Annotated in this window: 13 protein-coding genes; 12 read left to right on the top strand and 1 reads right to left on the bottom strand. The window is 43.4% G+C overall.

What is annotated here, in order from left to right; translation table 11 throughout:
* The first annotated feature begins 32 nt into the window (after positions 1 to 32).
* From IH598_17155 to IH598_17180, 6 genes are all read left to right on the top strand, one after another.
* On the top strand, positions 33 to 2,828 hold the full coding sequence (locus IH598_17155) for a pyruvate, phosphate dikinase (protein MBE0640245.1): 2,796 nt from the start codon (positions 33 to 35) through the stop codon (positions 2,826 to 2,828).
* A 355-nt stretch (positions 2,829 to 3,183) separates the two neighbouring features.
* A complete protein-coding gene (locus IH598_17160) occupies positions 3,184 to 3,444 on the top strand; it encodes a hypothetical protein (GenBank protein MBE0640246.1) in 261 nt (86 codons plus the stop codon).
* Positions 3,445 to 3,473: 29 nt separating this feature from the next.
* Complete coding sequence (locus tag IH598_17165; protein MBE0640247.1) at positions 3,474 to 3,953, top strand: nuclear transport factor 2 family protein; 480 nt, start codon at positions 3,474 to 3,476, stop codon at positions 3,951 to 3,953.
* Between the two features lie 257 nt (positions 3,954 to 4,210).
* Complete coding sequence (locus tag IH598_17170; GenBank protein ID MBE0640248.1) at positions 4,211 to 4,468, top strand: TfoX/Sxy family DNA transformation protein; 258 nt, start codon at positions 4,211 to 4,213, stop codon at positions 4,466 to 4,468.
* 59 nt (positions 4,469 to 4,527) lie between these two features.
* Positions 4,528 to 5,217: an ABC transporter ATP-binding protein gene (locus IH598_17175; protein MBE0640249.1), complete on the top strand. Its 690-nt coding sequence runs from the start codon at positions 4,528 to 4,530 to the stop codon at positions 5,215 to 5,217.
* Between the two features lie 90 nt (positions 5,218 to 5,307).
* Entirely contained in the window at positions 5,308 to 7,674 is a 2,367-nt protein-coding gene (locus IH598_17180) for an ABC transporter permease (GenBank protein MBE0640250.1), read from the top strand.
* A 65-nt stretch (positions 7,675 to 7,739) separates the two neighbouring features.
* Here IH598_17180 and IH598_17185 read toward each other — a convergent pair whose 3' ends face one another.
* Positions 7,740 to 8,195 carry a hypothetical protein gene (locus IH598_17185; protein MBE0640251.1) on the bottom strand — a complete coding sequence of 152 codons (456 nt, stop codon included), beginning with the start codon at positions 8,193 to 8,195 and terminating at the stop codon, positions 7,740 to 7,742.
* Between the two features lie 397 nt (positions 8,196 to 8,592).
* Between IH598_17185 and IH598_17190 the strand changes: the two genes are divergently transcribed.
* From IH598_17190 to IH598_17215, 6 genes are all read left to right on the top strand, one after another.
* The gene (locus tag IH598_17190) at positions 8,593 to 9,597 is read left to right on the top strand and encodes an AraC family transcriptional regulator (GenBank protein ID MBE0640252.1); all 1,005 of its coding nucleotides are present in this window, start codon (positions 8,593 to 8,595) and stop codon (positions 9,595 to 9,597) included.
* 222 nt (positions 9,598 to 9,819) lie between these two features.
* Positions 9,820 to 10,215: a hypothetical protein gene (locus tag IH598_17195; protein MBE0640253.1), complete on the top strand. Its 396-nt coding sequence runs from the start codon at positions 9,820 to 9,822 to the stop codon at positions 10,213 to 10,215.
* Position 10,216: 1 nt separating this feature from the next.
* Positions 10,217 to 12,115: a DUF1566 domain-containing protein gene (locus IH598_17200; protein ID MBE0640254.1), complete on the top strand. Its 1,899-nt coding sequence runs from the start codon at positions 10,217 to 10,219 to the stop codon at positions 12,113 to 12,115.
* Between the two features lie 47 nt (positions 12,116 to 12,162).
* Positions 12,163 to 12,474 (top strand): hypothetical protein, encoded by a 312-nt coding sequence (locus tag IH598_17205; GenBank protein ID MBE0640255.1) that lies wholly within the window; start codon positions 12,163 to 12,165, stop codon positions 12,472 to 12,474.
* The gene (locus IH598_17210) at positions 12,471 to 13,490 is read left to right on the top strand and encodes a DUF1016 family protein (GenBank protein MBE0640256.1); all 1,020 of its coding nucleotides are present in this window, start codon (positions 12,471 to 12,473) and stop codon (positions 13,488 to 13,490) included. Before IH598_17205 ends, IH598_17210 begins: the two co-directional genes overlap by 4 nt.
* Before the next feature lie 37 nt (positions 13,491 to 13,527).
* Positions 13,528 to 14,432 (top strand): hypothetical protein (locus tag IH598_17215; protein MBE0640257.1); only part of this gene is annotated, 905 nt, incomplete at its 3' end.

Here is a 14,432-nt window from a genome sequence, read left to right on the forward strand (position 1 = left end):
CAAAGTAACTTAATTTAAATTTTTTAATAATTATGGGTAAGAATAAACAAAAGTATGTTTACCTTTTCGGCAACGGTAAAGCCGAAGGCGATGCAACAATGAAGAATTTGCTCGGAGGTAAAGGCGCCAACCTGGCAGAAATGAATCTGATCGGTGTGCCGGTTCCTCCAGGGTTTACAGTGACCACGGAAGTATGCACAATTTATAATGAAAAAGGCCGCGACCATGTTGTGAAACTCATTGAAGACGAAGTAAAAAAAGCCGTCAAAAATGTTGAAAAGATCATGGGGATGAAATTTGGCGATGCCGAAAATCCATGCCTTCTTTCAGTCCGTTCGGGTGCCAGAGCTTCGATGCCGGGTATGATGGATACCGTGTTGAACCTCGGTTTGAATGATGAAGCGGTTGAAGGAATCGCCCGCAAAACCGGAAACGATCGTTTTGCATGGGATTCGTACAGACGTTTTGTGCAGATGTTCGGCGATGTGGTTATGGGGCTGAAACCTGAATCAAAAGATGAGGAGGATCCGTTTGAAATTATTATTCATCAATTGAAAGAAGAAGTTAAGGTTGAAAAAGATACCGACCTCACCACCGATAACCTTAAAGAATTGGTAGCCAGATTTAAAGCTGCCATCAAAGAAAAAACCGGCCAGGACTTCCCGACCGACCCATGGGAACAACTCTGGAGCTCAATCATGGCTGTGTTTAACAGTTGGATGAACGATCGTGCAATCACATACCGCAGATTAAACAACATTCCCGCCGAGTGGGGCACAGCCGTGAACGTGCAGGCGATGGTTTTTGGTAATATGGGTGACAACTCAGCTACAGGCGTAGCATTTTCGAGAGACTCTGCTACCGGTGAAAACCTGTTCAATGGTGAATACCTGGTGAATGCACAGGGCGAAGACGTGGTTGCCGGAATCAGAACACCACAACAGATTACCCATGAAGGCTCTTTAAGGTGGGCTGCACTTCAGGGAATTTCAGAAGAAATGCGTGCAAAAGACTTTCCATCACTCGAAGAGTTGATGCCAAAAGCTTACAAAGAACTGCATAAAATCCAGCGCAAACTCGAAAACCATTACCGCGACATGCAGGACATCGAGTTTACTATACAGGATGGTAAACTGTGGTTGCTCCAAACCCGAAACGGAAAACGCACCGGAACGGCCATGGTGAAAATTGCCATGGACCTTTACCGCGAAAATAAACTCAGCAAAAATGAGGCATTGCTGAAGATTGAACCCAATAAGCTGAATGAACTGCTCCACCCGGTGTTTGACAAATCTGCCCTGAAAAAAGGTAAAGTCATTGCGAAAGGGTTACCGGCATCGCCGGGCGCCGCTACCGGACAAATCGTTTTCAATGCTGACGAAGCACAGCTATGGGCCAATGAAGGAAAAAAAGTAATCCTTGTGCGCATCGAAACCTCACCCGAAGACCTCGGCGGTATGGACGCTGCAGAAGGTATCCTGACCGCCCGTGGCGGGATGACCTCACACGCTGCCGTTGTGGCCCGCGGAATGGGAAAATGCTGCGTTTCAGGCGCTGGCGGTATTCGCATTAACTACAAAAACAGAACCCTCGAATCCAATGGTATCGCCCTGAAAGAGGGCGACTGGATTTCGTTGAATGGTTCTACTGGTGAAGTGTTTGAAGGAAAAATCAGCACCATTGATCCTGAACTCAGCGGCGACTTCAACGAATTGATGACTTTGGCCGATTCAGTTTCAACCATGCTCGTACGCACTAATGCTGACACACCTAAAGACTCAATCAAAGCACGCAACTTTGGCGCTCAGGGCATCGGGCTCTGCCGCACCGAACACATGTTCTTCGAAGGCGACCGCATCATTGCCATGCGCGAAATGATCCTCGCCGAAACTGAGGAAGGAAGAAGGATTGCTCTTGAAAAACTGTTGCCTATCCAGCGCCAGGACTTCGAGGGAATCTTCGAAGCCATGCAGGATCTCCCGGTAACCGTTCGTTTGCTTGACCCACCATTGCACGAGTTTGTCCCTCATGATGAAAAAGGCCAGAAAGAGATGGCAAAAGTGATGGGTGTTGACTTAAGTGTGATCAAAGCTAAAGTGGATTCACTCAGCGAATTCAACCCGATGCTTGGTCATCGCGGATGTCGTTTGGGAAATACCTATCCCGAAATCTCCGAAATGCAGGCCAGAGCCATCATCGAAGCTGCTCTCAATCTGAAACAGCGCGGTATCAATGCCAAACCGGAAATCATGATCCCGCTTACCGGCGACCTGAAAGAGATGAAAATGCAGGAAGACATCGTGCGCAGCACCATCAAGCAAGTATTCGAAGAACGCAACGATAGCATTGACCATCTGGTTGGAACAATGATCGAAGTGCCTCGTGCAGCGCTGTTGGCTGACGAAATCGCTCAATCAGCCGAATTCTTTTCCTTTGGAACAAACGACCTCACACAAATGACCTTTGGTTATTCAAGAGACGACGCCGGCAAATTCCTGAAAGTTTATCTTGATAAAGGAATTCTTAAGCACGATCCCTTTGAAGTCCTTGACCAGGAAGGCGTTGGCCAGTTGATGCAGATGGCCGTTAAGAAAGGTCGTAAGACCCGCAAACACATCAAAATTGGTATTTGCGGCGAACATGGCGGAGAACCTTCATCCGTTGAGTTTTGTCATTCATTGGGCTTCAACTACGTGAGCTGCTCACCGTTCCGTGTTCCGATCGCCCGCTTGGCTGCAGCGCAAGCAGTTGTGAAAGAAAAAGTGGCTAAGAAAGCCGTTAAAGGCAAAAAGAAGGATAAAAAATCCGATAAGAAAAAGAAGAAGTAACGATTAGAAATTCTTTATTGAAAAGGCTGCCGCAATGATTGTTCGGCAGTCTTTTTTTTTGCGTAGAGCTCCCGCAGATCACACAGATCAACACAGATATTTTCTGTAAGGTGTTGTGGTCTTGTATTTTGATCAGAGAAGATCAGCGGGATCAGCGGGAATAAATTTGGCCGCATCATACCATTCAAATTTTATGTTCGATCCCGAACAAGTAACCTTAAGAAAAACCGTACACAAAAACTTAAGTACTATCATGACCTGATACAAAGTACAGTAAATAAGCATTATACGGATTATGGCACGAAAATAGAAATGAAGGGGAATGGTGAATTGCAAACCATCAAAAACTAAACACATGAGAGAAATCGTAATTCTGATTCCCGATTTAGAGCCGGAACAAAACGTGGATATCGAAGTGAGCATCAACGGGCGTAAAAAAACGATGCAATACCGCGTGGAACTGATCAACTGGGAAGGCGCCGGAGTGCCCCCTGCAGACAAAATAACTGTACTCAAACATAAGATTGCCAGCTACGACAGGGACTGGGAGCTGGTAGAAATCGGCGCTCCGACAGATGAAAACATTCCCCTTACATTCAGACGAAGAATCCAATAATCAATATTTTCACCAAAATTTTAAAAACTATGAATTCAACTGGATTTTCCTGTGTAAAAAGTGTATTTGCGTTTTTACTGATAACAGTCTTTAGCGCGTTTGCCGTTGCTCAATCTGAAAATGTGCCTGAAGAAGAACAGGCCATAAGGACTGTAATCCAGTCAGCATATGTTGAAGGTCTGCAGAACTGGGGCGATATTGAGGCCATAAGAGCGGGTTTTCATCCCAGTTTTGAATTGCTTTCCAAAACCAAAGACAACGAAATTCAGAAACTCCCGATCGGGCAGTGGATTGAGATGGTCGAAACAAGGAAAGCTCAAAATACGGATGGTCCGGAATTTATTACGTCGGCTGACATCCTTGAAATTGATATCACCGTTGATGCTGCATCAGTAAAGCTTGATTTGATCAGAAATGAGAAACGGATTTTTACCGATTACCTACTGCTTTACAAGTTTAAAGAGGGCTGGAGGATTGTTGGGAAGATCTATTACAAGATTCCTCAATAGACGATTTCAAATATAATTCTGATTGTTCACTTCTGTACATTGAAGCTTGAAAAATGAACACCTCTGGTTTGTAATTTGGAATTGGCTGCTTTTATATAGTTGCTAACCAATGCTATAGTTTGTTTGGCATAGAAAATGACGACCTGGTTGAAGTAAGAGATTCAGGAAGACTTAATTAAGGTGTTCAATCCCTTGAGTTGCTTTCCTGAAATGGAGAAAATTTCATCTTGAAAAATCAGAAAGATAGAGTTCAAGCAATGAAAAAGCTTTCGCATCTGCCCAATATCAATCCGCAACTGGAAGCCAAATTGCTGGCAGCGGGCATTGATTCGCCGGAGACACTGCGCGAAAGGGGCAGCCGCAACGCATTCATGAGGATCAAGATGATGGACTCAGGCGCCTGTTACAACATGTTACTCTCGCTCGAAGGCGCCATTCAGGGACGATTGATGGAGGAACTGGATGAGCAGACCAGGCTGGACCTGAAGATATTTATGGAAATATTTAACCGTTGAATAGTAACCAAATTTTGATTTGAACATCAATTTAACCTTAACAATTTAAATCTCATTGTATGATCAGGACAGAAAATCTAACCAAAGTATTTCGCACCGATGAAGTAGAAACAACTGCATTGAACAATGTTTCATTTGAAGTAAAAGAAGGCGAGTTTGTAGCCATCATGGGGCCATCGGGTTGTGGTAAATCAACGCTGCTCAATATCCTGGGTTTACTTGATAACCCAACAGGTGGCGAGTACTTTTTCCTGGATAAAGAGGTATCAGGATTTTCAGAAAAGCAGCGGGCTTCGCTCCGGAAAAATAATATTGGATTTGTATTTCAAAACTTCAACCTGATCGATGAGTTGAATGTGTTTGAAAATGTTGAACTACCTCTGATTTACCTGGGGTACAAATCAGCAGAGCGACGCGAAAAGGTGGAAGCTGCACTCAAGCAGATGCAAATTATTCATCGCAAGAAACATTTCCCGATGCAACTTTCCGGTGGACAGCAACAAAGGGTTGCGGTTGCCCGTGCTGTGGTGGCCAACCCAAAGTTGATTCTGGCCGATGAGCCTACCGGTAATCTCGACTCAGCGCATGGCGAAGAGGTGATGAACCTGCTTTCGGAACTAAACAAAAACGGAACTACCATCATCATGGTAACCCACTCCCAACGCGATGCCGAGTATAGTCACCGCATAGTCAGATTATTCGACGGCCAGGTGGTAACTGAAAATATCAGGGCACAATTTGTTCTGTAGTTGACTGAAAACCAATTCAAAATATGACCCATGTTTGCAAACTACCTGAAAAGTGCAATAAGAAATATTTCTAAAAACAGGTTTCATTCTTTGTTAAACCTATTGGGGCTCGCTATCGGCATCGCAGCCTTTATCTTCATCTTTCTTTGGGTGCAAAATGAAGTCTCTTATGATAAATACCATGAAAAAAGGGATCAACTGCATCGGATCGAATCCGATTTTACCATCTCAGGCAAGCACGACCGTTTTGCCATCGTACCCATTCCTATGGGGCCTGCGCTCAAGCTCGAATTCCCTGAAATTGAGTCTTTCTGCAGGTTCATGGATATTGGCAATACCCTGATCAAATATGGAGAGAATGAATTTTATGAGGAGCGATTCTATTTTGCCGATTCCACTGTTTTTGACCTCTTTTCCCACAAGATGCTGGCCGGCAACCCGAAATCCTGCCTCACGGAGCCCTATTCGATTGTGATGACCAATAGCATTGCCAGAAAATATTTTGGTGAAGAAGATCCTATGGGGAAAGTGATTCAAACCGGCAATCAGCGATCTTACAAGGTCACTGGGATCATTGAGGATGTCCCGATGAACAGTCATTTGCAATTTGATGCTTTGCTTTCAGTGAACACAATTGCAGCGTTGCGGGGGGATGAAAATTTCAACAACATGGAACCTTTGCGGTTTTGGAATATTGGCGTTTTTACTTACCTCTTACTGAATGAAAATGCCAGGATGGAGCAAATTCATGAGAAATTCGACGGGTTCTATGAGAAATACATGAAATCAGTCGGCGATGCCATCAATGCCAGCTTTAAACTACAATCCACACCTTTAACCAGGACACACTTCGAAGGCAATTATTCCTCCGACCTCCCCAAGGGAAATATGACCTATATTTACATACTGAGTGCAATTGCCGTTTTTATTCTGCTCATCGCTTCAATCAACTACATGAACATGGCTACGGCCCGATCGGAAAAGCGGGCACGTGAAGTTGGTATCCGTAAGGTGGCCGGGGCTCATCGTAACCAGTTGATCCTTCAGTTTATCAGCGAGTCGGTATTAATGGCTTTCGCCGGGCTTGTAGTGGCGCTTGCCCTGGTGAATATCCTACTCAGCGATTTTGCATTACTTACCGAGAAAAGCATAACGTTTAGCATGATTTCCAACCCGATGCTCTTTTTGTTTATTATCGCCGTCACCTTCATCATCGGGCTGCTCTCCGGTACTTACCCGGCTTTCTATTTGTCATCGGTAAAACCGGTCACTGTCATCAAAGGAAGTGGTATTGAGGGAGGGCGTAAAGGGAGCATTATCCGCAAAATACTGGTTGTTTTTCAGTTTGCCATTGCCATTTCGCTGATCATCGGCACCCTCGTGGTTTCGGATCAGTTGCGGTTTTTGCAAAATAAAGACCTGGGCTTCATCAAAGATAATATTGTAGTGCTTGAGTTGCAGGATTCCACATTTCGAAGTAAGGCAGAGACTTTTAAATCCGAGTTACTCAACAATCCAAATGTGGAGGCCGTAAGTAATTCCACCGGTATTCCCTCCCGAACGGGTTGGGTGCAGGTGGTTTTAATCGAAAAAGACACTGCCATGCTCGAAGATGTGCTGGTAATTAACCAGGTTGATTACGATTACTTAGAGACATACGGTATTCAGCTTGCCAAAGGAAGAGATTTTGATCGTGAGATGGGAACCGATTTCGAGGAAGCGGTAATTGTTAACCAGGCCACAGTGGATGCTTATGGATGGGGTGACGACCCGATTGGAAAAAAGATCCATTGGGGAGCAGGAATAGATCGTTCGGGAGGCCGGATGCTAAAGGTGATCGGAGTAGTCAAGGATTTTCATTTCACATCATTACATAATAAAGTGCAGCCAGCCATGTTGTTTTTAGGTCCATTCGAAAAAAGTAGTCTCTCGATCAGGGTCAAACCCGGCGAGTTGACGCATTCACTCACCTTTATCGAAGAAAAATGGAATGAGTTTGATGCCAAACGTCCGTTCGATTACCAGATGCTGACCGACATACTTGGAGAACAATACAAGGCGGAATTCAGATTGGGCAAGTTGCTTGGTATTGCGACATTTTTAACCATTTTCATTGCATTACTGGGGCTTCTCGGTTTATCTTCCTACATCGCTGAACAAAAAACCCGCGAGATCGGAATCCGAAAGGTGATGGGAGCATCTTTTCTCCAGATTTTGGGATTGCTTTACAGGGAGTTTTTCATCCTCATCATCATTGCCTTTATCATTGCTATTCCACTGGCAATCTGGCAACTCGATTCATGGCTCAATCAAAACTTTATTTATCACAATGGCATCTCTGTAATCACAGTGTTGGTCTCAGGCTTACTTTCCATTGTCATCAGCATTCTGGCGCTCAGTTTCCATACCGTGCGGGCCAGCCTGGCCAATCCGGTAGATGCAATTAAGTATGAGTAATTGGTCTCTGCCGAAAACTATTCTTGTTGAAAATCTATTTTCGGGAGTTTTCTGGCATTCACTAATTACACTTTGTTCTCAACTACAATCTCAAAAGCAGCCGGAAGGATCTGATTAAGTTTCTGCATGGTTGCTCCACTTTGAACCACATCGAGATGCCCGTCGGCATTGATGTCGGTATGAGCTGTTCCAACAAGGATACAGCCAAGGGTATGGGTGAAATGGTTGCCCGAGTGAATCAAAATCATCGAACGTCCGGGCACATTGGTCAGGTGGAAGTGATCTTTGTATTTATCGCTGAATCGCTTGACAACGCTGTATCTGCCAGTTGGGATGCAACTTGTTTTTTGCTCGTTGTTTTTCCATGCCAGTTCCAGTGTTTTGCACTTGTAAATCTCTTTCCCATTCTCATAGATATAGAGATCACCCAGCGTCTGAACCGGCGAAGCCGAAGTTCTTGTCAGCCTGGCGAAAAAACCTGTTGAAGGGGGTACTGTTGATGATGTGTTGAATTGTGTCATGACTGTAAGTGTTTAAGTTGATGTTGGAATGATGAACATATTTGCAATGTAGAAACCGTGTTTAAGTACAAAGGTTCATTTTTATCGCTTTTTCGGATCAGATAAAAAAACTGACTACCAGTCTTTCTTATCATAGGCAAGGTTTTCAATCCGAAATTAAATTATTTTTGCTGTCAAAATCAATGAAATGGTGATTTTGTCATTTTGTATAGTAGGGCTATTTTTATCTTTAATCCTGCTATATTTCAATGCAGGGAAATTTTCTTCCGCAGTTTACCTCAGTCTGTTTTTCCTTGGGGTTAGTCTTTATTTGCTCTACCAGTATGTACTTGTAACTTCAAAGTCTGTCGCTGTTGTTAGTTTTTCGTTATTGATGATACCAATTTTTGGGTCGATCATGTATTTGATCGGCCCATTGCTATTCTGGTATGTCAGAAGTATTTTAAAGGATCGGACAGCTTTTAAAAAAAGTGACTTATGGCATCTGATCCCAATGGTTGTTTTCTTTTTGGCTGCCTTGCCTGAGTTATTCGCTCCCTGGTCAGATAAACTGGAAGCGGCAACAGCCATTGTGAATGATACCAAAGCAATGGAGTTTTACAAGCCAACCCTCTTATCACACATATTCTCTTATACTTTTCTTTTCATCAGTCGACCGCTGTGGATTTTAGTTTACGTATGCTGGTCATTCATCCTGCTTATGAAATATCGGATGCGGAAATGGGAAACAAAAATTTTTGCCGGTCAGCGCTTTATGTTTAAATGGTTGTCAGTGCTGCTTGTTTCATTGATGATTTTGGTCTTCAGTCATACTTTATTAATTATTGGTTTTACATTGGAAGGCTCAAATCTATTTGTCATATTGATTTGGTTGAAAGTGATTTCGCTGATCAGTCTCATGATTTTATTTTTATCTCCTTTCTTTTTTCCTGAAGTGTTGTATGGTTTACCCCGCATCCCTGAAAACCTTGAAATTCATCAACAACATTTGCCGGCAGATTTACCCGTCAATAAACATGAAAAAATCAAATCCGAATTCCGGTTTGAAAAAGATTACCTGACGCACATCCGCGACAAAGCGGAATTGTGTATGCATGAATTGCACCCCTACCTTCAGCCCGATTTCACTATTGCACAGCTTTCAGTTCTGATACATGTTCCCGTTCATCATTTGGCCTATTATTTCAGGGAGGTCGAAAAGAAAACCTTCAGCGATTATCGAAACCAATGGAGGGTGGAACACGCCAAAAACCTCATCATGGAAGGTAAATCGTCAGATCTGACACTGGAAGCCATCGGGATACTTTCCGGCTTTTCTTCACGCAATACATTCCTTCACGCTTTCAAAAAAATGAAAGGAATTTCTCCGCATAGTTTCCTTACCCAAACCAGTCAGAAATAACATTCTTGTAAAACTTGCATCATTATTACAAAAACGATGCAACTAAGGTGTACTCGCACATCCTTATTTCCTCCTTTCAATCCCATATTTGCAATTGATTTTCCGGATTAGCTCAAACCATTATATAAACAAGGTTGAAGATCCGTCATAGCGCCAGTTTCATAAAGTCTTGTACCTGGTTTCAGCAATCCAGTATGGCGAACATTAAATACGAGCAGATTTATGATCACGGAAGATGAAATAGGGGTTCCTGAAAACTCCGACGCCAATCACCTGGCTAACACAGGCGCGAAAATAGATTTCTGTATGCGGCATTACCAGCCCTTTCTCAGGCAGGATTTCAGCCTGCATCATCTCTCAGTGATCACCAATATTCCGGAGAAGGATATTGAAATCTTTTTCAGTCAATCCCCCAAACCATTCGATCAGTACCTTGATGAATTCAGGGTAAAATACGCCAAAAACTTGATCATTACGGGAAAAGTTCTGGGTATGGAAATTAAAACCATTGGCGCTTTATCAGGCTTCTCTTCCGCAAAGAAATTTATAGAAGCCTATATACTCATCGAAGGCATTTCACCTGAAACATATCAATCACAAATCAACAAATCAAATTAACATGAAACGTACACTACTTCTCTTCGCAACAGCGCTGCTCCTTGGAATCCAAAGCTATGCCCAGACAGGAGTAGCCATCAACACCACAGGAAATGACCCCGACACCAGCGCCATGCTGGATGTAAGTTCAACCACAAAGGGACTTTTAATTCCCCGAATGACCGAAGCGCAGCGAACGGCCATTGCCCTTCCTGCCAAAGGCTTGCTGGTATACCAGAATGATGGAACCGAAGGTTTTTACTATTACGATGGTTCGGCATGGACAAACCTTTCGCTGGTCAACTTCAATGAATCCAACTATACTTACAATGCTAAAACAGGGGTAAAACTACAGGCAGACAATGCCGAAACCAATGTTGACCTGGTGCTTTCGCCAAAAGGCAACGGCGCCATCATGGCTCATCAGCCTGATGGAACTGAAGCAGGCGGAAACAACCGTGGGCAGTATGCGGTAGATTTTCAGATGGTAAGAGATGATCCTTCGCAGGTTGCAAGTGGCGTTGGCAGTGCAGTATTCGGGTTTTATAATAAGGTGAGCGGAGCTTATTCGTATGCATTGGGATACAGAAATACAGTGAGTGGTCAAAATTCATTTGCAGTAGGCGATAATAATACAAGTAACGGAAAATTTTCAACAGCCATTGGTTCTTTAAATACGGCAAGCAACCTCTTTTCTCTTTCCTACGGGGGTTCAAATTCAGCAACTGGCATGGGTTCATTTGCTTTTGGAAGTCATAACCAGGCATCCGGAGCATTATCATTGGCTTTTGGCTTTCAATGTATCTCAACAGATGATATTTCTTTTTCACTGGGAGAAAATGCTACTGCATCAAAAAAATATGCAGTTGCAATCGGGAAATCTGCTACAGCATCGAACCAAAATTCGGTTGCGATTGGTAATAACCCCATTGCCTCTGGTTATTCATCGCTGGCAACGGGAGATTATACCACAGCCTCAGGCTATATTGCTACTGCAATGGGAAACAGAACAACAGCCCCATCAGGCTATGAAACCGTTTTCGGACGATATAATAGTGATTATACACCTTCAAGCACCACCGAATGGATTGCCACCGACCGTCTTTTTGTGGTTGGAAACGGAGCTACGGATGTTACCAAAAGCAACGCACTTACCATACTGAAAAACGCCAACACCACCATTGGCGGCTCACTTACATTAAACGGAAATGGAACTGATGCAAGCATTACCTTTCCCACCACGAGGGGAACAAGCGGGCAGGTGCTAAAAACCGCCGGCGATGGAACAACCTCATGGGGTAATGCCGTTGAACCCGGCACCAACGCCGGACAAATGCAATATTGGAATGGTATTGCATGGGTAACGGTTGAAGCAGGAACTTACGGCCAGGTATTCGAATTTAGGAATGGAGGGCCAGAGTGGGTTGACAAAAACATCAATACACTCAATGTTGGAGATACCTATCAGGGTGGTATTATTGCCTATTTCCTTCAATCGGGAGATCCGGGCTATGATGAAAATGTCAGACACGGCTTAATAGCTGCACCGGGTGACCAAAGTGCTGGTGCAAGTTGGGGTTGCATGGGATCTAATGTAGGAGATGCCAATATTGTGTTGGGTGCAGGAGCACCGAATACACTTAGTATAGTAACAGGTTGCAGTGAGCCGGGAATCGCGGCCAGATTGTGCTACGACCTCGTTTTGAGTGGTTATTCCGATTGGTTCCTTCCAAGCGGGAATGAATTATTAAAACTTTATCTGAATAAATCTGTAATCGGTGGCTTTGAGAATACAATCTACTGGAGCTCTACCAAGATAAGTGCTAATAATGCTGTTGCAATTGATTTTACGAATGGAAGTGCCCCCTTTGATATTGAAAAGTCGTCCTTGCAGCATGTGCGCGCCATCCGGGCTTTTTAAAAATAAAAATCTATCGAAAATTCTAGAAAACAATAAATCAAATGAACATGAAACATAAACTTCTTCTCTTCGCAACCTTGCTGCTTCTCGGCATCCAAACCTTTGCCCAGACTGGAGTAGCCATCAACACCACAGGAAACGACCCCGACACCAGCGCCATGCTGGATGTACGTTCAACCACAAAGGGGCTTTTAATTCCCAGAATGACCGAAGCTCAGCGGGCGGCCATTGCCGCTCAAGAACTACCACTACTTACTAAAGTGCAAGCATACATTGGGACAACGGTTCTTAATCAAACAATGGAAGTTGGAAAGATAACATTACATGAAATTGCAAAAATTTGGCAAAGAAAAATATGACAAATAAATCAGCTATTGTAAGTAACGATGAGAAGCAATTGTTTTTTGAATTGGTCGAAATAATCGAAACCCGTCAAAGGCAGGTTGCAATAAATGTAAACAGCGGGGTAGTGCTAATGTTTTGGCATGTGGGTACAAGAGTAAATGCTTTTGTGCTGAATAACCAACGAGCCGAATATGGAAAACAGATTGTCGTTGCACTGTCACGACAATTGCAGCAGAAGTACGGGAACAATTTTGAAGAAAAAAATTTCCGCCGAATGTTGCAATTTGCCGATAAGTTTCAAGACATTGAAAATGTCGTTACACTGTCACGATATTTAAGCTGGTCGCACTTTCTGGCTATTATCCCGATAACCACCCCTGAAAAACAACAATTTTATGCCGCTCAGGCAGCAAAGCAAGGGTGGGGAATTCGTGAGTTGCGGACACAAATAAAGAATAAAACCTTTGAACGAACAGAAATTGCCAATAGTCAGTTGCTGTCCGATAAAAATGACATGCGTGATGTTTTCAAAGACCCGTATTTTCTAAATTCTTTAGGCATAAAAGACGGATATTTGGAAAAAGATATCGAAAATGCCATACTGAAAGATATCGAAGAATTTATTTTAGAAATCGGAAAAGGTTTCGCGTTTATCGAACGCCAAAAACGAATGATCATTGACGGCGAAGATTTTTATCTCGATTTACTTTTTTACCACCGGACACTAAAACGATTAGTTGCCATTGAGTTAAAGATTGATAAGTTTCATGCAAGTTTTAAAGGACAAATGGAACTGTATCTGAAATGGCTGAACAAACATGAACGGCAAGAAGGTGAAAACGAACCTGTTGGATTAATTTTATGTGCCGAAACAAGCCGTGAACAGATCGAATTGCTCGAAATGCACAAAGACGGAATTATCGTTGCAGAATATTGGACAGAACTTCCACCTCGCCACAAATTGGAACAAAAACTACAAATCGCATTGCATGAAGCGAGGGAACGAATCGAAAGAAAAAAGTTGATGTAAAGAACAAAAATATTAATAATCAATAATTCAAATTAACATGAAACGTACACTTTTACTTTTCGCAGCAGCGCTTCTATTCAGCCTGCAAAGCTACGCCCAGACAGGAGTAGCCATCAACACCACAGGAAATGACCCCGACACCAGCGCCATGCTGGATGTAAGTTCAACCACAAAGGGACTTTTGATTCCCCGGATGACCGAAGCGCAGCGAACGGCCATTGCCCTTCCTGCCAAAGGATTGCTGGTTTACCAGAACGATGGAACCGAAGGTTTTTACTATTACGATGGTTCGGCATGGACAAACCTTTCGTTGGTGAATTTCAATGAAAGCAATTACACTTACGATTCAAGAGCCGGCGTGAAATTTACACCTAATAATTCTGAAACAAATGTAGATTTTGTTTTACAGCCCAAAGGAACGGGTGCCATCCTCGCCCAGCAGCCTGATGGAACCACCGCAGGCGGCAACAAGAGGGGTAATTTAGCAGTAGATTTGCAGTTGTATAGATTAGATGCCACTCAGGTGGCCAGTGGTATCGGAGCTGCTATTCTTAGTGGTGGCAACAATACTGCCAGCGGTACACTTTCTACAGCAATGGGATATTATACAATAGCCAGTGGAGCATTTTCCACAACAATGGGATATAATACGAAAGCCACTACAGATTATTCTACAGCGATGGGAAATAACACAACAGCAAGTGGACCGTATTCCACAGCAATGGGAGCTTATACAATAGCTAGTGGCTCTTTTTCATCATCATCGGGCTATTCCTCAGATGCTACCGCCGATTATTCTATCGCCATGGGCAGAGATGCACAAGCATCTAATGAATATGCAGTGGCCATTGGCAATAATCCCATAGCTTCCGGTTATGCATCTCTTGCAATGGGAGATTATACCACAGCATCTGGAAGAATATCTACTGCTATGGGAAACAG

Source organism: Bacteroidales bacterium (genome assembly GCA_014860585.1).
Lineage (GTDB): Bacteria > Bacteroidota > Bacteroidia > Bacteroidales > 4484-276 > RZYY01.